General features: G+C 45.7%; 15 protein-coding genes. All 15 read right to left on the reverse strand.

The annotated features are described in order from the left end of the window. Positions 1-95: 95 nt before the first annotated feature. The 15 genes from V6669_RS25930 to V6669_RS26000 all read right to left on the reverse strand — a co-directional run bounded on the left by V6669_RS25930 (position 96) and on the right by V6669_RS26000 (position 19,852). Positions 96-1,403: a homocysteine synthase gene (locus tag V6669_RS25930; protein WP_036668035.1), complete on the reverse strand. Its 1,308-nt coding sequence runs from the start codon at positions 1,401-1,403 to the stop codon at positions 96-98. 238 nt (positions 1,404-1,641) lie between these two features. Beyond that, on the reverse strand, positions 1,642-2,487 hold the full coding sequence (locus V6669_RS25935; RefSeq protein WP_338588566.1) for a sugar phosphate isomerase/epimerase: 846 nt from the start codon (positions 2,485-2,487) through the stop codon (positions 1,642-1,644). A gap of 37 nt (positions 2,488-2,524) precedes the next feature. Then, a complete protein-coding gene (gene kduD, locus V6669_RS25940) occupies positions 2,525-3,277 on the reverse strand; it encodes a 2-dehydro-3-deoxy-D-gluconate 5-dehydrogenase KduD (protein WP_036668040.1) in 753 nt (250 codons plus the stop codon). A gap of 77 nt (positions 3,278-3,354) precedes the next feature. Further along, complete coding sequence (locus V6669_RS25945; RefSeq protein WP_338595051.1) at positions 3,355-4,113, reverse strand: DeoR/GlpR family DNA-binding transcription regulator; 759 nt, start codon at positions 4,111-4,113, stop codon at positions 3,355-3,357. Positions 4,114-4,198: 85 nt separating this feature from the next. Continuing rightward, positions 4,199-5,038 (reverse strand): 5-dehydro-4-deoxy-D-glucuronate isomerase, encoded by an 840-nt coding sequence (gene kduI, locus V6669_RS25950; protein WP_036606918.1) that lies wholly within the window; start codon positions 5,036-5,038, stop codon positions 4,199-4,201. 215 nt (positions 5,039-5,253) lie between these two features. After that, positions 5,254-5,583, reverse strand: a complete 330-nt coding sequence (gene cyoD, locus V6669_RS25955; protein WP_091019256.1) for a cytochrome o ubiquinol oxidase subunit IV — start codon at positions 5,581-5,583, stop codon at positions 5,254-5,256. Continuing rightward, positions 5,584-6,204 carry a cytochrome o ubiquinol oxidase subunit III gene (gene cyoC, locus V6669_RS25960; protein WP_091038523.1) on the reverse strand — a complete coding sequence of 207 codons (621 nt, stop codon included), beginning with the start codon at positions 6,202-6,204 and terminating at the stop codon, positions 5,584-5,586. Beyond that, positions 6,205-8,175, reverse strand: a complete 1,971-nt coding sequence (locus V6669_RS25965) for a cbb3-type cytochrome c oxidase subunit I (protein WP_091038522.1) — start codon at positions 8,173-8,175, stop codon at positions 6,205-6,207. A 21-nt stretch (positions 8,176-8,196) separates the two neighbouring features. Beyond that, complete coding sequence (cyoA, locus tag V6669_RS25970; protein WP_091038520.1) at positions 8,197-9,171, reverse strand: ubiquinol oxidase subunit II; 975 nt, start codon at positions 9,169-9,171, stop codon at positions 8,197-8,199. Positions 9,172-9,489: 318 nt separating this feature from the next. After that, positions 9,490-9,753 (reverse strand): hypothetical protein, encoded by a 264-nt coding sequence (locus V6669_RS25975; protein WP_076333587.1) that lies wholly within the window; start codon positions 9,751-9,753, stop codon positions 9,490-9,492. 358 nt (positions 9,754-10,111) lie between these two features. Further along, a complete protein-coding gene (locus V6669_RS25980; RefSeq protein ID WP_133387168.1) occupies positions 10,112-11,473 on the reverse strand; it encodes a GH1 family beta-glucosidase in 1,362 nt (453 codons plus the stop codon). Between the two features lie 16 nt (positions 11,474-11,489). Beyond that, positions 11,490-13,871 carry a glycoside hydrolase N-terminal domain-containing protein gene (locus tag V6669_RS25985; RefSeq protein WP_338588567.1) on the reverse strand — a complete coding sequence of 794 codons (2,382 nt, stop codon included), beginning with the start codon at positions 13,869-13,871 and terminating at the stop codon, positions 11,490-11,492. Positions 13,872-14,063: 192 nt separating this feature from the next. Beyond that, positions 14,064-15,749, reverse strand: coding sequence for an ABC transporter substrate-binding protein (locus V6669_RS25990; protein ID WP_249913253.1), 1,686 nt, complete (start codon positions 15,747-15,749; stop codon positions 14,064-14,066). A 333-nt stretch (positions 15,750-16,082) separates the two neighbouring features. Then, entirely contained in the window at positions 16,083-17,786 is a 1,704-nt protein-coding gene (locus V6669_RS25995; protein ID WP_124118142.1) for an ABC transporter substrate-binding protein, read from the reverse strand. Positions 17,787-18,163: 377 nt separating this feature from the next. Then, positions 18,164-19,852: an ABC transporter substrate-binding protein gene (locus V6669_RS26000; protein ID WP_249913195.1), complete on the reverse strand. Its 1,689-nt coding sequence runs from the start codon at positions 19,850-19,852 to the stop codon at positions 18,164-18,166. Positions 19,853-19,884: the final 32 nt, after the last annotated feature.

Consider the following 19,884-nt stretch of genomic DNA (forward strand, 5'->3'; position numbering starts at 1 on the left):
CAGAGGACAACGGCTTTAACCATGTATTGATATTCAATATGACCTGTTTATGGCATATCGCTTAAGTGATTGTTTACACATCCACCCAATGCCATTTACGCGCCTACACTTGCTCCCTGACTTGCTTTGATGGCTTGCTCCAGATCATAGATAATGTCTTGAATGTTCTCCGTACCCACAGACAGACGAATCAACTCCGGATTAACCCCTGCTGCGGTCTGTTCATCTTCAGTCAACTGTGCGTGAGTTGTACTTGCCGGGTGAATAATCAGTGACTTGGAATCGCCAACGTTCGCAAGGTGAGAGAACAGTTTGACACTTTCAATCAATTTGCGACCTGCGTCCGCACCACCTTTGATTCCAAAGGTCAGAATGGCACCCTGCCCTCTTGGCAGATATTTCTGTGCAAGCTCGTAAGAACCGTGGCTCGGCAGACCTGCATAACTAACCCAAGACACGTCCTCATGTTTCTCAAGGAATTCCGCAACCGCAAGGGCATTGCTACTATGACGCTCTACGCGCAGATGTAATGTCTCCAGTCCTTGCAGCAGCAACCAGGAGTTGAATGGAGAGATTGTTGCACCCAGGTCACGCAATAGCTGTACACGAGCTTTGATAATATAAGCAATCGGTCCAACCGCTTCCGTATATACAACACCGTTATAACTGGAGTCCGGCTCCGTCAATCCAGGGAACTTGCCACTTGCTTTCCAGTCAAATTTTCCGCTATCCACGATAACGCCACCAATGGATGTACCATGACCCCCAATAAATTTCGTTGCAGAGTGAACGACAATATCTGCTCCATGTTCGATTGGACGAAGCAGGTACGGACTTGGGAACGTATTATCCACGATCAAAGGAATTCCATGTTCATGAGCAATCGCTGCCACCGCTTCAATATCCAGAACATTCCCCTTTGGATTACCGATCGTTTCGGCATACAGTGCTTTCGTTTTCTCCGTAATCGCTGCCCGGAAATTCTCAGGATCACTGGAATCCACAAATTTCACGTCTATACCCAATTTCGGCAAAGTCGTCGAGAACAGATTGTATGTACCTCCATACAAACTCGCCGAAGACACGATCTCATCACCTGCACCAGCAATATTCAGAAGTGAAAACGTAATGGCTGCTTGACCAGAAGCTGTAGCCAGCGCGCCAGCTCCGCCTTCCAACGCTGCAATCCGTTGCTCAAACACGTCGGTTGTTGGATTCATCAGACGGGTATAGATGTTGCCAAACTCTTTCAAACCAAACAGGTTAGCTGCATGCTCGGTGTCCTTGAATCCATAGGATGTTGTCTGATACAAGGGTACAGCTCGTGCGTTGGTGGTTGGATCAATCTCCTGGCCTGCATGAATTGCCAATGTTTCAAATGAAAGCTCACGTTCGTTTGACATAAATCTGAATCCTCCCTCGATATATACGTTCTTTACGTTCCTGATGTCTTCACATGGTGGCGTATGTTTTCCATATTCTCTCACAAGATGTCGCATTTGAAAAGACTTATTTCCGATTGTTCCGATAAGAAATATTAAATATGTACATTATCGATTTCTGTACCAAAAAAACCTTTGCCCTCGCAAAGGTTTTTCAACTACTTTGGCTTCGGTATGCAATACCTCATCCAGGGTTTTATTAGACCCGAACTGCACTCCATACTTCACGCAAATGTTTGGCCGCAGGTACAGCTTCCTCTGCAGTTACGCCTTCAAGTGAAATATCGATATGTGGCTTATACGTTTTTAGCAATTCAAAAAATAACGGGTAATCCAGTATGCCTGCCCCAGGTATTGGGTTGAACTTCTCTCCCTGTGCATCAAAGGCTACATCTTTGGCATGGATTACAATCATGCGCTGATACAGCGATTCCATCACCTCGCGCAAGAAAGCCCCTTGATCTGCAGCATGTGGTTGCTTGATCAGATTACACGGGTCGAACAGCATCCCCAGATTAGATGAAGGAATCTCTTCAAACAAACGTGTCATATGTTCATGGGTATGAAGGGTATGTGTGGACACAGGCTCAATCGCCGCATGCACGCCCCATTTCTCCGCTTCCTCAGCCAACTCCTCAACCGTTTCTTTCAGCATACTCCACGCCTTCTCTTCATATCCATCCAGATGTGTATCCTGATAGGTGTCCAAGCCCCCGGTCTCCGTTGCTACCATGCTGCAACCAAAATCCCGGGCATAACGCAGATGCTCCTTGAATCGATCAATATCCGCACGTCGTCTTATCGGATCAGGGTCTATCGGATTAATATAACAGCCCAGTACTGCAATCTTCACCCCGCGCTGAGCAAATTGATCTCCGATCTCATTCGCTAGCCCTGGGCTCAGCTTGCCATTCGATGAGTCCACATCTGATAATGCTTTGGCAAGCGCCAGCTGTACGGAATTAAATCCGTTATCCGCAATCGTCTGCGCAAGCTGTGCTGTAGGCTGTTTGCCAAATGTATGCGCCAGAATACCAAGTTTCATCTCACTGCCTCCTTATGCTAATCCGATTATCAAACGATTAACGTGCCATCCAGCCGCCATCGACATTCAGCACATGACCATTCAGATAATCCGAAGCGGCAGATGCCAGGAAAACAACCGGGCCTTTCAGATCTTCAGGTGTTCCCCAACGCCCCGCAGGAATACGGGCTGTAATATCCCGGTAACGATTCTCGTCCGCACGGATCTGAGTAGTATTATCGGTTTCCATATAACCAGGTGCGATACCGTTAATCTGAATTCCTTTACCTGCCCATTCATTGGCGAGTGCTTTGGTTAAACCGGCAACGCCATGTTTACTGGCTGTATATCCTGGCACGTTGATCCCACCTTGATAGGACAACATGGAAGCAATATTAATGATTTTGCCGCTTCCGCGTTCAATCATATGTCTGCCAGCCAATTGGCTCAGGAAAAATACAGTGTTCAGGTTCAGACCAATTACATCGTGCCAGTCCTGCCCTGCATGATCAGCCGCAGGTGTGCGACGAATGATTCCGGCATTGTTGACGAGAATGTCAATTCTGCCCTGGAACGCAAGCGCCTTTTCGAACACAGCTGACAACTCATCTTCACGACTTAAATCTGCTTCAATCACATAAGCTTTGCGCCCAAGGGCTTCAATGGCACTTGCCGTTTCTGCAGGTTTGGAATAAGAGACCAGCACCACATCAGCACCTGCTTCTGCCAAACCAATGGCCATCCCTTGTCCAAGTCCTCCCGAGGTACCTGTCACCAGTGCAACTTGTCCGCTTAAATCAAATGGGTTCATGAATGATTCCTCCGCATGGTTTTGATATGCAATCCTTAGAGCCGTCCGTTCTTTAATCCCATGAATAATGAATGAGGTTAACTTTGATAATCCACTGTGACACCACTCTGCTCGTATAAGGAAGCCGTCTCTTCATCCAAACGACTATCGCTGATAATGTAGTCCAGTTCCGAACACTGGGCGAAAGTTCGCAGTGCAAATTGTCCGAATTTATAATGATCCACAACGCCGTATACTTGCTGCGAGGCAGATATCATTGCTTTTTTCAAAGGAACCAGATCTCCCGTGTATATGGATAATCCAAATTCCGGATGAAGGGCTGTCGTGGATATAAAGGCTTTGTGAATGTTAAGACTGGATATAAATGCAGCCGTATCATCCCCAACCAACATATTCCGTACACGCGCCCCGCCAGGCACAACCAGTCGCACTTGCTCCTTTTTGGTCAACTCCGCAATAATGAACAGGTCATTGGTCACCACCGTCAGCGGTTGATTATCGAGACGTTTGGCCATCTCCAGCGTGGTGCTGCCACCATCGAGAGCAACGATATCTCCTGGTCGGATGTAAGCAAGGGCACGTTCAGCAATCTCCGTTTTCTCCGGATGATGTTTCTCGGTAACTCCACGGCTATTCAAGATGCCATACTGGTCATTCTGAGCCAGCATAGCACCACCATGGACACGTACGAGCAACCCCATACTCTCCAACTTGTCGAGATCCTCTCGCACAGTCTTCCCAGTCACCTGCAGCAACTCACTCAGATCACTGACGGTTACTTCCTGGCGCTCCAGCAGAGCCTCCATAATTTTTTCATGTCTTTTCAATGGATTCATCATAATCAACTTCCTATACTACCTGAGTCAAATGAATGAGTTATAGTTTCTACCCTGTCCATTTAACTCAGACATCTGTAATTTATTATTTCAGGTCTTTCATGGCTACGCCGTCCATATCTTCGAACGTCTGGTTCTCACCAGCCATTGCCCAACAGAAGGTGTAATTGCTTGTACCCACACCACTGTGAATGGACCAGCTTGGGGAAATGATCGCCTGGCGATCACGTACAACCAGATGGCGTGTTTCGTTTGGCTCACCCATCATATGAAATACAACACCGTCTTCAGGCAAGTTCCAGTACAAGTATACTTCGGAACGGCGGTTATGGGTATGTGCAGGCATCGTGTTCCACATGTTACCCTTGTCGAGTTCGGTAATGCCCATCACCAACTGACAACTCTGAATTCCACCTTCTCCTTGGTGAATGTAACGATAGATCGTACGCTCATTGGACGTTTCAATGCTGCCCAGATGATTTGGCTGAGCTTGTTCTTGTGTTGCTTTTACTGTTGGATAGGTGTGATGAGCCGGTGTGGATACAAAATAGAATTGGGCAGGTTGAGCCTTGTCACTGCTCGTGAACACAACTTCCTTCACACCTCTACCGATGTAGAGACATTCCTTCGCTCCAATCTCATAACCTTGTCCGTCCGCTGTCACTGTTCCGTGACCACCGACGTTAATGATACCGATTTCACGACGCTCCAGGAAAAAGTTCGTTCCGATATCTTTCAGGTTCACTTCAAGGGTAATGTCCTTGCTCTCAGGTACAGCCGTTCCCACAATATAACGATCCACATGAGAATAAACCGTAACCAATTCATCGGTTGCAAACAGTTGCTCCATCAAAAATTCCTCACGCAGGCGAGATGTATCATACGTTTTTACTTCATTGGGATGTGCAGCATAACGATTTTCCATTATTAATCCATTCCTTTCGTCATTTGAATTAGTTGGGATTGAGTTTGATAATGTTCATATAAGTTCATTTTAGTTCATTATGTATCTTTTGTGTACCTTTATTTTTAAAATAATTCATATCATTAATCACTAACGATGTTTATTTCTTAAATAAAAGCAAAAAAAGATCTCCGCAGTCTGTAAAACAGACCGGGAGATCTTCTTTGCTTCACATATTAATGTGCAACAGCATTGTTAAGCATGATCCAGATCGAACCAATTACGATGGTCATCATAATCAGTAATCCGAAAATAAGGGCCATGACATTCCAGCGTGGTTTCTCTGTTTCACGGATATGCATGAAGAAGAAGAGTTGAACCACAAACTGAAGTGCTGCTGTACCAAGAATCACAATGAGTGTACCTGTTTTGCCCATCATGTCGTTCAAAACCACCACAAGTGGAATGATTGTCAGTACGACGGACAGAATGAAGCCGATGACATAAGACTTCAGTGAGCCATGTTGTTCATGGCCGTGGGAATCATGTGAGTTGTGCTCTGCCATCTACATCACCCCCATGAGATAGACGATCGACAGGAGGAAGATCCATACGACGTCCAAGAAGTGCCAGTACAAGCTGATGACGTTGATCTTACCGCGAGTAACGTCGGTAATCCCACGTTTTTTCAGTTGGAACATGAGTCCGATCATCCAGATCAGACCGAGCGATACGTGAAGTCCGTGAGTACCCACGAGGGTGAAGAATGCACCAGAAGCTGCACTCGTTGTGTAACTAAAACCTTCGTGAACCATCTCAACAAACTCGTAAACCTCCAGGGCGATAAAGCTTGCACCCAGAACAGCTGTAACAATCAGCCAGTTAATCAATTGTTTCACTTTACCCTGGTTCATTGCCAGAACGGCAAGTCCGCTTGTAAATGAACTCGTGAGCAAGATAAATGTCTCGGCGATAACGCCAGGCATTTTGATCAGTTCGGACAAAATCGGTCCGCCCGCCGAATTGTCACGCAACACAATGAAGGTTGCGAACAATACGGAGAACAAGATAACGTCGGAAATCAGGAAGAACCAGAATCCGAGAATTTTCATTTCCTGTGGATCATGGTGGCCATGGTCATGACCATGCGCATGATTCTCACCGTGCTTAGCGGCTGCTTGAGCCATCTATACCGACCCCCTTAACGACGCTTCGGTACGCTTAATTTCGTCGACCGGAATGTAATAATCCGTATCGTAAGAGAATGAACGGGCGATCATACAGATGCCTACGCCAGCAAGTCCGAGAATCGCCATCCACAGCCAACCGAATACGAAGCCGAAACCAGCAACGAACCAGAAGACAGACATGATGAACGGAATCGAGGAATTCTTCGGCATGTGAATCGGCTCAAGCGGTTGCTCAGGCGGATAGATGCCTTTGGCACGACGTTCTTTCTCTTCCCACCACTCATCGATATCATCTCCGCGCGGTGTAACAGCGAAGTTATATTCAGGAGCTGGTGAAGGAATCGACCACTCGAGCGTACGACCATCCCATGGATCGCCGGAAGCTTTAAGTGTTTTGTATTTGCGAATACCGTCTGCAATTTGTGCAACTTGGAACAAGAATCCGACACCCATCAGGAATGCCCCGATTGTGGATACGAAGTTCAGTTCCCACCAGCCAGTATCCCAGCCGTATGTGCTCAGACGACGTGTCATACCCATCAGACCGACAGCGTACTGCGGCATGAAGCAGACATAGAAACCAATATTCCAAGTCCAGAATGCCCATTTGCCCAGTTTCTCTTCGAGTTGGAAACCGAACATTTTAGGCCACCAGTAATACAGACCAGCGAAGTATCCGAAGACAACGCCACCGATCAATACTTGGTGGAAGTGGGCAATCAGGAAGTAACTGTTGTGGAACTGGAAGTCAGCAGGAGCAACGGATAACAGAACGCCTGTCATACCCCCGACAATAAAGCACGGGATAAAGGCAAGTGTCCACATCATCGGAGTCGCCATGCGAATCCTTCCTCGATACATGGTAAACAACCAGTTAAATATTTTAACCCCTGTTGGAATAGCAATCAACATCGTAGTTACGGCGAAGAAGGCATTCACGTCCGCTCCTGAACCCATCGTGAAGAAGTGATGCGCCCATGTGAAGAAGGACAGGAAGCTGATAATTAACATTGCAAATACCATTGACTTGTAACCAAACAGTTTTTTCCGAGAGAAGGTACTTACAATCTCGGAGAACACACCGAATGCCGGCAAGACGACAATGTATACCTCAGGGTGACCCCACATCCAGATCAAGTTGATATACATCATTGGGTTACCGCCCAGATCAAGTGTGAAGAAATGCGCCCCGGCAAACCTGTCGAGGAATAACAATGCAAGTGTCACGGTCAAGATCGGGAAAGCAAACAAGATAATGATACAAGTGGAGAATACCGACCATGTGAACATCGGCATTTTCATCCATCTCATGCCTGGCGCACGCATTTTAATGATGGTAACCAGGAAGTTGATACCGGTAGCCAGGGAACCGATACCCGATATCTGTATACCCCATATATAGAAGTTCTGTCCGACCCCCGGACTGTGTGACAGCTCCGATAGAGGTGGATAACTCAGCCATCCCGCATCCGGTGAACCACCGATAACGAAGGACAGGTTAAACAACATTGCTCCCAGGAAGAATAACCAGAAGCTCAATGCATTCAGAAACGGGAAGGCAACGTCCCTTGCTCCGATCTGTAATGGCACGATAACGTTAAATAAACCAAACATAAATGGCATCGCCATGAACAAGATCATGATCGTGCCGTGAGTTGTAAAGACCTGATTATAATGTTCAGGATGTAAGAAATCCATGTTAGGCATAGCCAGCTGCAGACGCATCATCAATGCATCCACACCACCACGGAACAACATGATAATGGAAGCAATGATATACATAATACCGATCTTTTTATGATCGACGGTAGTTAACCAGTTACGCCAGAGCCAGCCCCATTTTTTGAAATAAGTCAGCACCGTTACGATAGTAATCATCGTAATACCGATGGCCACGTCTGCTCCATAGATCAGCGGGTCGCCAGTTACGAAAAACTCCGATGCAAACTCTTTAAGTCTCTCTAACATTGGGGGCCTCCTTTCGAATCTTTAGTTAGCACTCTTGTCCTCGTCTTGATTGGACTTGTCAGTTGCACTTTGAATGGCTCCAGAAGCTTCACTTGAACTTCCATGCTTACTGTGAGCACTTTGACCATCTACAACATACTTGGTCACAATATTTTGGAACAATCCTTCTGGGAAGGCAGAATAATAAGCAACATTGCTTGTTCCTGGTTCAGCCAGTGCTTTGTAACCTTCTGTAGTCAACGCCTGAGAACTCTGTTTCACTTCAGCTACCCAATTGTCGAAATCTTCGTCTGATGTAGCATTCACATCAAAACGCATTTCTCCAAAATGCTCACCTGTGAAGTTAGCGCCTGAACCCCAGTACTTGCCTTCATGATCTGCCTGCAGATACAAGGTCATCGCCATACCCGACATCGTATAAATCTGTCCTCCAAGTTGCGGAATCCAGAATGAGTTCATCGGTGAATCCGCAGTGAGTTCAAATTTCACGGGCCGGTCTGCCGGAATATTCAGCGTGTTGACCGTTGCAATCCCTTGCTCAGGATACATAAACAGCCATTTCCAGTCCAGTGAAGACACTTGGATGGTAATTGGTTCTTTCTCATGAGCCAACGGCTTCGAAGGCTCCAGATCATACGTGTAACGAATCGTTACAATTGCAAGTATTCCAATAATAATAATTGGAACCGTCCACCAGATTGCCTCCGCCTTCGTACTATGAGACCAGTTAGGCTCATAAGCAGCTTTGTTATCCGGCTTGTCGCGGTAACGCCATACGATTACGGCAGACAAAATGAGTACTGGCACAATGATGACAGCACACAAAATTGTCGAGATGACAATCAAATCTCTCTGCGAAGCGCCAATTGGCCCCTTCGGATCCAGAACAACGTACTGCCCGCCTGCCAGCATTGGCCAGACAATCAATGCAATTGTAACCAACGTCAGGACAACCGGAATGATAATCCGGATTAGCGACCTAGGTTTCTTGTTCATTTTGATCCCCTCTCCTTAAATTCGCTCATACTGAAAAATCAGTATACTACTCTCTTCCTACTAAAGATATCAGAAATGAACAACTTTTTTGTTCTTGTTAACAAATTTGTCGATTTTACACCTTAAATGTGTGAATTTTTTCTCACAAATCGCTTGCATGCTTGATATTTGTACTTCGTAATCTTTACACTTCAAGTCACAAAATAAAACCCTTTGCAGTCCCGTTGAACAGTGTCAACGAATCCGCAAAGGGCTTTATTGACTGGATTCCGGGAACTTATCCAGTCTTATTATGAACGAATTAACGCAGGATTATAATCAATCGGCGCCTTCGTCTTCCCGGCGTGTATGAACAAGGCCAATCGCTTTGGCAATAACGTAAATAAACACACTACCTACAAGGAATCCAATACCAACCATCAAGCCAAGATTACGATCATTAAAGTCGTTCAGATTGATCAGACACATGATCACTCCCGTAATGAGTGCGACCCATGCCAGAACTGTCATCGTCAAGACGGCGCGCCGCATATTTTTGTCTTTGCGCTCCAATTGGCTAACCATTGCTGTCTTCGATGCCATAGTAAACACTTCCTTTTCCCTTTTTGTAAGTGCTTTCCTTATACCAATATACCACATCAGTATGATTTTTAGTCAACAAATGTTCAAATTTTATTCGCAATTTGGACACTTTATTTTGATTTCGACCGTTGACAAAACATTTTTAAATTCATTCATACTTCTTATAACCCAAAAAACGTCTCTTCATAACAGGAACTGCACTTGACCTTATGAAACCTTTATGAACTACTCATTTCCAACGGTAAAAATACAAAAAAGACGGCATATTGGAATACTCCAATGTTACCGTCTTTTTCAACTTCAATAAGGGAACCATATATAATGAGGACCTGCTTTTCCCTTAAACCTGCCACCTAAACTATTGGGGATTATGTTCGTTCCGTGTCTCCAACCAATTATTCTTGATGACGTTCTGATACCAGTAATAACTCTCCTTCGGCGTTCTCACGAGTGAACGATAGTCCACATGAACAAGACCAAAACGCATGCGGTAGCCTTCTGCCCACTCGAAATTATCCATCAGTGACCACGCCATGTACCCTTTCAGGTTAATACCGTCGTTAATGATGCGGTGAATCTGAGCCAAGTGCTGTTCATAATATGCAATTCGGCGATCATCATTAATTTTGCCATTCTCCAGATCATCATTGATGCAGGCACCGTTCTCCGTGATATACACATCCACATTGCCGTACTTTTGCAAGTAATGCATAAATTCATACAAACCACGTGATTCCACGGGCCAGCCAATATCGGTTTTGGTGAGGCCCATATCAACTTCTTCTGATTGTAGAGCACCTGCCTCCGGATTGAAGCGATTGATCCCCATCGTGTAATAGTTAATACCTAGTAGGTCGATCGGTTGCGAGATGATCTCCATATCGCCTTCTTGGATTGGCACCGTAGCTCCCGCTTCTGCGAACCAGTCCACCATAAATTGCGGGTACGAGCCTTTGTAGATCGGGTCAAGGAACCAGTCCGTATTGAGCGCGATTGATCTATCACACGCAGCTTGGTCCTCAGGAGATTTGCTGTACGGCTCAGCCCAGCATACGTTCGGAGCAATACCGATCTGTCCGGTTGTACCCAAACGACGGAAGGATTGAACGGCTTTGCCGTGAGCGACCAGCAATCCATGAGCAACATTAATTGACGTCTGCAGGTCTTTGTTTCCTGGCGCATGAATCCCGAGAAGGTTCGACAGGAACGCGATGCACCATGGTTCGTTGAATGTCAGCCAGAAGTTGATTTTGCCAGAGAATTCTTTGAAAATCACTTCGGCATATTTCACAAAAGCATCCACAGTTCTGCGGTTGCCCCAGCCTCCGTCATCCTCCAGCGTTTGCGGAAGATCCCAGTGATACAGGGTGAGGAACGGTTCAATTCCAGCCTCGATCAATGCATCCACGAAGCGGTGGTAGAAGTCCAGACCTTCCCGATTGATCTCACCATCTCCGTCAGGAATAATACGCGGCCACGCAATGGAGAACCGGTACGTATTAATCCCAAGTTTCTTCATCAATTCAATATCTTCCTCATACCGGTGGTAACTGTCACACGCGACATCACCATTGTCTCCGTTATATACTTTGCCAGGCGTGCGCGCAAACGTATCCCAGATGGATACCCCGCGTCCACCTTCCTGTGCCGCTCCTTCTATCTGATAGGAAGCTGTTGCTGTACCCCAGCGAAAATCTTGCGGAAATTTGAAAATGGTCATGGTTGGCTCCTCCGTCTCATGATGACACGCGGATCGTCTGTCCTGCGGTCATGGTTAAAATAATTACATAATCGCCCTGAGGCGTAAGCTCCGCCTTGGCTTGTTCGTTTCCTTCCACACGCAGTGGATGAACACTGCGAAGGGTCAGCGACTCATTTCGATCTGCCTTAATAACCGCTGACGCAAGCTTGTTGTCCGTCCACGTTATCGCTACCGTATAACCACCTCTTGCACGAAGGCCTTCAACACGACCTTGAGTCCAGAGTTCAGGCAGTGCAGGCAATAAATGTAACTCGTTCAAGTGGCTCTGCAATAACATCTCCGCGATTCCAGCCGTGCCTCCAAAATTACCATCGATCTGGAATGGTGGATGGTCATCAAACAGATTCGGATGTGTGGATCGGGCCAGCAACGTGCGCACAAACTGATGTGCCTGGCTGCTATCCAACAGTCGTGCATACAGATTGATCAACCATGCACAGCTCCATCCTGTATGCCCGCCACCTTGTGAGATACGACGTTCAAGCGATACCCGTGCTGCTTCTACCAATTCCGGTGTGTGCACTCGATTGATCTGCTCCCCCGGATACAACCCATATAGATGGGAAACGTGACGATGCCCTGGTTCAGATTCGGCAAAATCTTTAAACCACTCCAGCAATTGTCCTTCGCTTCCAATTCGGAATGGATAGAGTTTCTCCAGAGCCTCACCCCACTCGCTCACCAATGACTCATCTAGATTCAATTGCTTCGCGGCTTCAATACAGCGGCTGAACAGTTCACGAATTAACGTCATATCCATCGTTGAAGCCATGGATATACTGCGTGCCTCCCCAGCATCTGTGAGAAACTTGTTCTCTGGTGAAGTGGATGGAATCGTAACCAGATAACCATCAGGCCCTTCCACCAGCCAGTCGAGACAGAATAGCCCCGCCTCTTTCATGATGGGATACGCACGTTCCTCAAGAAAACGCTGATCCCCGGTAAATTGATAATGCTCCCATAGATGCGAGGTCAACCATACGCCGCCCATCGGCCAGAAAGCCCAGCTGGCATCTCCACCTGTCGGTGTAGAGGTTCTCCAGATGTCCACGTTATGATGAGCAGTCCATCCACGGGCTCCATACAGAATCCGCGCCGTTCTACGTCCCGTATCACTGAGATCGGTCAGCATATCAAACAGCGGCTCATGACATTCACTGAGATTGCAGACTTCAGCCGGCCAATAATTCATCTCCGTGTTGATGTTGATGGTGTAGTCACTATGCCATGGCGGTTCTACCTGATGGTTCCAGATTCCCTGCAGATTGGCAGGCTGGCTGCCCGGACGCGAACTAGCCATTAACAGATATCTTCCATATTGAAAATAAAGTGCCTCCAGTCCAGGGTCTTGTTGCCCTGCCTGATAAGCCTGCAGCCGCTCATCTGTAGGTAATTCGGCGTTAGCCGACACCCCCAGATTAATAGAGACTCTGTTAAACAACGCGCTATGATCCTGAATATGTCGGTCACGAAGGACTTCCACGCCATGTGTGGTCGCTTTGGAGATCATCTCCTTGCATTCCTCTTCCAATACAAGATGATCCTTCACAGGCAAAACATCATAACTTTCAAAGGACGTAGCTGCTGCCAGATAGAAAACAACCTGATCAGCCCCCTGAATATGTAACCTGCCTTCCAGATTGGAGACCTTCACCTGATCGCCAGATGCCGTAAACGCTACACGGACAGCATAAGCCGTCCCCCGATCCTCTTCATAGAGGACGGATTCCGGGTGATCCCTGAAGTAATTGGACTCCACATGACTTGGGCACCGACTGAACATGGTTAGAGCATCTCCCGAAGTCTCAACGCGATAAGGATGGGGACTGTCTAGCGTAACACTTACACTCACAGCGCCCTTCTGATCAGCAGTCAATGTGCAGACCATTAGATCATCCGAAGCGCTGGAAAACACTTCACGTACGTATTGAGTTCCTTCCAATGAGTAGGTTGTGGTTGCAATACCCGATTCCAGATCAAGCTCCCGTTCAAATGCATCATATGAAAGATCATCCAGACCCTCATGGTGCAATAGAAAATGACCCATCGGCTGGTAGGCCTCTACATCACGACCAAGCATTTCACGGTTCAACAAATCCTCAGCTTCACCATACTGCCCAGACATGATCAACTCTCGCGTCTGTTTCAAATACCGCTGACTGCTGTATTGAATCGTATCCCGTGGAAACCCTGACCATAATGTATCTTCATTGAGCTGAATTCGTTCATCTGCTGCTCCACCGTACACCATGCCTCCAAGACGGCCGTTTCCGATGGGCAATGCTTCTTCCCAGCGCTTTGCCGGGTTTCGATACCATAGACGATTGATTTTAATTTGTTTATTGTGTTGGGACATGATTAGCTCCTGTTCCTAAATCAACTGTATATTTCTTTATGATATAAAACGTTTTCGGTAAGTGCTTACAATAATAAAATTATATGTGATTTCAAAATTTGCGTCAATGCAAATCATCACATCATTCCACAAAAAAAAGGGCCCTATATAGGGCCCTTTCCTTGCGTAACCATGGATCACAGACAATCCATATTATTTTACGTCTTTTCCTGTCCAAAGAGAGACACGTTCTTTAACCCAAACCGTAAATTGTTTCTCCATTTCAACTGCACCCGCTTTGTCCAAATCAGCCAATAAAGCATCATAGGTTGCATCAAAGTTGGCTGGTGTAGTCAGAACAGCTTCCGGAATCCGTTTACGAATGATATCCTGCGTTTTCTGGAACGTTACCTCATAGTCTGTACCGGAAGGTACGGACATGTTATACGCTGCGCCCCAATCCTTAACTGGCAGATCTTCTTCAGCCGGATAGAACTCTTTCCAAGTCGTGATACCGTATGCTTTCAGCGTTTCTTTCTCTGCAGCTGTGTAACCAGCTACAATCTGCTCAGGGAAGTTTGTTGTGTAGTAGTTATCCGTAGAATCTTTTACACCATCACCGTATCTTGCACTAAATACGTTATACATCCCAATTCCTGTTTCCTTACTGAAATTGGAGTTGTCATTCGTTTTGCGGTCCTGAACGTCATCTGGAATCACGCGTTTACCATCTTCTACGTTGTAATGTTCACCTTCGATACCCCAGTTTCTCAGAACTTGTCCTTCATCGGAAGCAAGCCAATCCATGAATTTGATGATACGCACTGGATCTTTGGCCGAAGTTGTAATCCCAATGCCATAACCGTCAAAGCCGGCTGGTTGGAACGTGTGATCCACAATTTCATCGTTAAGTGACACAGAGAAGTGAGCGTATGTGGCATCATCCTTACCCGATGATTTGAGCGCGTTCTCCGCTTCTTGATAGTTCCACTCTTGGTCAATCAGACCGAGGACACGGCCACTCGCAATTTTGGACTTGTATTGATCATCCTTTTGAACAAAGGCATCTTTGTCCAGTAGGCCTTCATTGTACATTTTATTCAACCAGCGGAAATATTCTCTTTCCTCTGGACGTTTGTAGTGCAATGTTGCTTCATACGTTTCAGGATCAATGTAATATTCACCATCATCCGGTGCGCCTGTTGCCTGGAAGGCCGGGTTCGTTACCGTGATCATGATCTTCCAGTCATCTGCATTCAATGTTAATGGAATGGTTGGCTGACCATCAATGGTTGGATGTTTTTCATAATAGGCTCTGAGTACATTCTCGTAATCCTCAAGTGTCTTCACTTCAGGATATCCGAGCTCTTTCAATACTCTTTGCTGAATTTCAAATCCACCTGTAGCGTCAAACGTAACATTATCAACACCCATATTGGTTGGAATAGTATATATCGCTTGATCTTCCAAACTGTATTTCAAACGGTTCATCTGTTCTCCATAGATTTTTTTCAGATTGGGAGCATGCTCCTCAATCAGATCCGTGAGATCCAGCATCGCGCCTGCATCCACAAGCTTAGATAAGTTACCTTTAGGGTAGATCATATCAGGAAAGTCACCACTGGCAGCCATAAGGGCAATCTTCTGGTTACCACCATCGTTTACATCATATTCAGCTTCAATTGTAACACCTGTTTGCTCCGTAATCTTTTTACCAACAGCATCTTGCATCTTGTTCCAGGTTGGACTAGCATCCGCCCCGAAGAATGTAACTGTGATCGGTTCGGTTCCGCTGGACTCCGAAGTCTCCTTCGTTCCCGAATTCCCGCAGCCAGCTGTGACCAACATTGCACTTGCGAGCATCAACATTGCAAACGTCTTGGGTGTATTGCCTTTCATTTTGCCTCTCATTGTCTAGTTCCCCCTATTATTTATGAAGGTTTTATCTGTATAACAGGCTTTATGCCTGAGGATACCACTTTTTTTGAATGCGCTTTCGGTATCGTTCATTCTAACGTGTTTACTAAAGCTGATGTTTCGATTCTGCAAAAAGAAAGATTCTTCTTCTAACATACGTAAAACGTTTTCGTAAATGGAATAAACCGCTTACTGAAAGTGCTTACATGATAGATTATAGGCTATCCATCACCTCACGTCAACAATAAAAAAAGCCCTTTCTCAAGGGCTTTTTTCGCTATGAAAATCCTTAACTTTAATGCTTGGTTTTCAAGCTTATTTCACATCTTTTCCAGTCCAGAGAGCTACACGTTCCTTGATCCAAACCGTGTATTGTTTCTCCATCTCCACTGCACCCGCTTTATCAAGTTCAGCCAGAAGACCATCGTATACGCTGTCGAAGTTCTCAGGTTTGGCAAGGATCGCCTCTGGAATACGTTTACGTACGATATCCTGTGTTTTCTGGAACGTTACGTTGTAATCCGTGTCAGATGGTACAGGCATGTTGTATGCTGCGCCCCAATCTTTCAGCTTCAGATCATCTTCGGAAGGATAGAAATCTTTCCATGTTGTAATACCATAGGCTTTCAACGTTTCCTTCTCAGCTGCAGTGTAACCTGCTTGAATCTGTTCAGGGAAATTCGTTGTGTAATAGTTATCTGTGGCATCTTTCACACCATCACCGTATCTGGCGCTAAATACGTTATACATGCCTACGCCTGATTCTTTGGTAAAAGCGGAGTTATCATTGGTTTTGCGATCTTGTACGTCAGCCGGAATGATGCGTTTCCCATTCTCGACTTGGTAATGTTGGCCTTCAACGCCCCAGTTTCTCAGGACCTGACCTTCATCGGAAGCAAGCCAATCCATGAATTTGATAATACGTACCGGATCTTTGGCCGAAGTTGTGATTCCGATACCATAACCGTCAAATCCTGTCGGTTGGAACGTATGATCCACAATATCCTTGTTCAGGGATACGGAGAAGTGGGCATATGTTTTGTCGCCACCGTTAGATGATTTCAAAGCATTCTCCGCCTCACCATAGTTCCACTCCTGGTCAATTAGACCAAGTACACGGCCACTGGCAATTTTGGATTTGTATTGGTCATCCTTTTGAACAAATGTATCTTTATCAAGCAGACCCTCATTGTACATTTTGTTCAACCAACGGAAATATTCTTTTTCTTCAGGACGTTTGTAGTGTAGAACGGCTTCATACGTCTCAGGGTTGATATAATACTCACCGTCATCCGGTCCACCCGTAGCTTGGAATGCAGGGTTCGTTACCGTAATCATAATTTTCCAGTCATCTGCATTCAATGTTAACGGAATAGTCGGTTGACCATCAATCGTTGGATGTTTTTCATAATACGTTCTCAGTACGTTCTCGTAGTCCTCAAGCGTTTTTACTTCAGGGTAGCCAAGCTCTTTCAATACTCTTTGTTGAATTTCGAATCCGCCCGTAGCATCAAACGCAACGTTATCTACACCCATATTAGTCGGGATCGTGTAAATGGCTTGATCTTCAAGACTGTATTTTAGACGGTTCATCTGATCACCATAGATTTTTTTCAAATTGGGAGCATGCTCCTCAATCAGATCGGTCAGGTCCAGCATCGCGCCTGCATCCACAAGCTTAGACAAGTTGCCTTTAGGATAGATAATATCAGGGTAATCACCACTGGCAGCCATCAAAGGAATCTTTTGGTCACCACCATTATTCACATCATACTCAGCTTCAATTGTAACTCCCGTTGCCTTCGTAATCTCTTGACCGACAGCATCCTTCATGTTATTCCAGTTCGGACTCGCGTCTGCACCAAAGAATGTAAAGGTCACTGGACTGGTTGTATCTCCGGAATCAACCGGTTTCTCTGAAGCGTTAGTTCCTCCTCCACTGCCGCTGCATCCTGCTGTAATTGCAAGTGCACTGGCTAAAAGAAGCATTGCGAATGTTTTTGGTGTTTTGCCCTTCATGTGTAATCCCCCTTATGGATATTAATGAAGCTGTATATTTGTATAACAGGCTGACCTGCACATACCATGACCAGATGAAACGAATGTAATTTTCTTGTTTTTATAACATTAGAAGCGTTTTCTTAAAAATAAAAAAATGTTCTTTTCTTACCCTTTTCCTCTTCATTCCTGTAAGTGTTAACTTTGAGATTCAGGTATATTCCACGTGGTGTACAAGCGAATGTAAGTGCTTTCATACTTGAATAATAATCGCTCCTATATCCCTTGTCAATAGTGAATTTGTAAAATTGAAAACGTTTTTTAGAAAACGTTTTAGATAAAAAAAGAACCCAGATATTCTGGGTTCTTTTTCGTTTTAGATTTGAATTGCTAAACGTTTATTTAGCCTCTTCACCGCTCCACAATTGAACACGGTTTTGAACGAGTTCTGTATATTGTTTCTCCATATCCTCTGCTCCTGCTTGGTTCACTTCTGCAATCATGCCATCATAGATTGCATCAAACTGTTCAGGAGTACTCAGAATGGCTTCCGGGATACGTTTCCGTATGATATCCTGTGTTTTCTTGAAGATGACGTTGTAGTTGGAGTCACCTGGTGTTGGCAGATTGTATGCTGCTCCCCATGGTTTGATTGGGAACTCGTCTTCACTCGGGAACAGATCTTTCCACGTCGTAGCACCGTAAGCTTTGAGTGTTTCTTTCTCTGCATCGGAATATGCTGCCACGATCTGTTCAGGGAAATTCGTAGTGTAGTAGTTATCCGTTGAATCCTTCACACCGTCTCCATAGTGACCGGACATATTGGTGTACAGTCCAATACCCGTTTCTTTCTGGAATACGGCTGCATTATTGGTTTTCTGATCCAGAATGTCGGCAGGAATGACACGTTTGCCATCCTTCACTTCGTACTGTTTGCCCTCAATTCCCCAGTTCATCAGCACTTGCCCTTCTTCAGAAGCCAGGTAATCGAAGAATTTGATCGTACGAACCGGGTCGGGATTCGATGTTGTAATCCCTACACCCCAACCGGATACAAAACCAGGGTCTTGGTAGGCATGATCCTTGATATCTTCGGACAGGGTTACCGGGAAGTGTGAATACGTTGCTTCATCCTTGCCCGCAGATTTCAGTGCATTTTCTGCATCGGAATAACCCCAATCCTGGTCAATGACACCCAGAACACGTCCACTTGCAATTTTGGATTTGTATTGGTCTGTTTTCTGGATGAAGCTGTCCTGATCAAGCAGTCCCTCATTGTACATATGGTTCAACCAGCGGAAGTACTCTTTTTCCTCTGGACGTTTGTAATGCAGACTTGCTTCATACGTCTCTGGATCGATGTAGTATTCACCATCATCCGGAGCTCCTGTTGCCTGGAAGGCAGGGTTCGTTACGGTAATCATGATTCTCCAATCATCCGCGTCCAGTGTTAACGGGATCGTTGGCTGACCATCAATTGTTGGGTGTTTCTCTTTGTACGCCTTCAGTACATTCTCGTAATCCTCAAGTGTACGCACTTCCGGGTATCCGAGTTCTTTCAGTACACGATGCTGAATCCCAAATCCACCACCTGCATCAAAGTACTTCTGGTCTACCGCATAATACGTCGGCAGCACATAAATAGCCTGATCCTCATTACTGTATTTCAACCGGTCCATGTAATTACCATACAGCTTCTTCAGATTGGGAGCATATTGGTCGATCAGATCTGTCAGATCGAGCATTGCTCCGGCATCCACCAGTTTGCTGAGTTCTCCTTTGGGGGAGACGATATCCGGATAGTCTCCGCTCGCCGCCATTAAGGATATCTTATCTTGACCACCACTAACGGCAAACTCACCGTTAAGGGTTATCCCTGTTTTTTCCGTAAGGACTTTACCTACTTCATCCTTCATGCCATTCCAGTTCGGACTGGGGTCAACGCTAAAGAAGTCAAAAGTAAGTGGAGTTGTCTCTGCGCTTGTATCCTTGAACGACGTATCACCGCCGCTTCCTCCACCGCAACCTGCGAGTAAAGACATTGCAAGCACTGGTGCCAGTGCAATCTTCATTTTGGAACTTGCCATAATGGTAATCCTCCCTGTTTCATATGTCTGTC

It is taken from the genome of Paenibacillus sp. Y5S-9 (genome assembly GCF_036894235.1).
In the GTDB taxonomy this organism is placed as follows: Bacteria; Bacillota; Bacilli; order Paenibacillales; family Paenibacillaceae; genus Paenibacillus.

Excerpts from the sequence above, each read along its gene's own strand:
- V6669_RS25930 (WP_036668035.1), bottom strand. The coding sequence starts at position 1,403 with ATGTCAAACGAACGTGAGCTTTCATTTGAAACATTGGCAATTCATGCA.
- V6669_RS25935 (WP_338588566.1), bottom strand. The coding sequence starts at position 2,487 with ATGAAACTTGGTATTCTGGCGCATACATTTGGCAAACAGCCTACAGCA.
- kduD (WP_036668040.1), bottom strand. The coding sequence starts at position 3,277 with ATGAACCCATTTGATTTAAGCGGACAAGTTGCACTGGTGACAGGTACC.
- V6669_RS25945 (WP_338595051.1), bottom strand. The coding sequence starts at position 4,113 with ATGAATCCATTGAAAAGACATGAAAAAATTATGGAGGCTCTGCTGGAG.
- kduI (WP_036606918.1), bottom strand. The coding sequence starts at position 5,038 with ATGGAAAATCGTTATGCTGCACATCCCAATGAAGTAAAAACGTATGAT.
- cyoD (WP_091019256.1), bottom strand. The coding sequence starts at position 5,583 with ATGGCAGAGCACAACTCACATGATTCCCACGGCCATGAACAACATGGC.
- cyoC (WP_091038523.1), bottom strand. The coding sequence starts at position 6,204 with ATGGCTCAAGCAGCCGCTAAGCACGGTGAGAATCATGCGCATGGTCAT.
- V6669_RS25965 (WP_091038522.1), bottom strand. The coding sequence starts at position 8,175 with ATGTTAGAGAGACTTAAAGAGTTTGCATCGGAGTTTTTCGTAACTGGC.
- cyoA (WP_091038520.1), bottom strand. The coding sequence starts at position 9,171 with ATGAACAAGAAACCTAGGTCGCTAATCCGGATTATCATTCCGGTTGTC.
- V6669_RS25975 (WP_076333587.1), bottom strand. The coding sequence starts at position 9,753 with ATGGCATCGAAGACAGCAATGGTTAGCCAATTGGAGCGCAAAGACAAA.
- V6669_RS25980 (WP_133387168.1), bottom strand. The coding sequence starts at position 11,473 with ATGACCATTTTCAAATTTCCGCAAGATTTTCGCTGGGGTACAGCAACA.
- V6669_RS25985 (WP_338588567.1), bottom strand. The coding sequence starts at position 13,871 with ATGTCCCAACACAATAAACAAATTAAAATCAATCGTCTATGGTATCGA.
- V6669_RS25990 (WP_249913253.1), bottom strand. The coding sequence starts at position 15,749 with ATGAAAGGCAATACACCCAAGACGTTTGCAATGTTGATGCTCGCAAGT.
- V6669_RS25995 (WP_124118142.1), bottom strand. The coding sequence starts at position 17,786 with ATGAAGGGCAAAACACCAAAAACATTCGCAATGCTTCTTTTAGCCAGT.
- V6669_RS26000 (WP_249913195.1), bottom strand. The coding sequence starts at position 19,852 with ATGGCAAGTTCCAAAATGAAGATTGCACTGGCACCAGTGCTTGCAATG.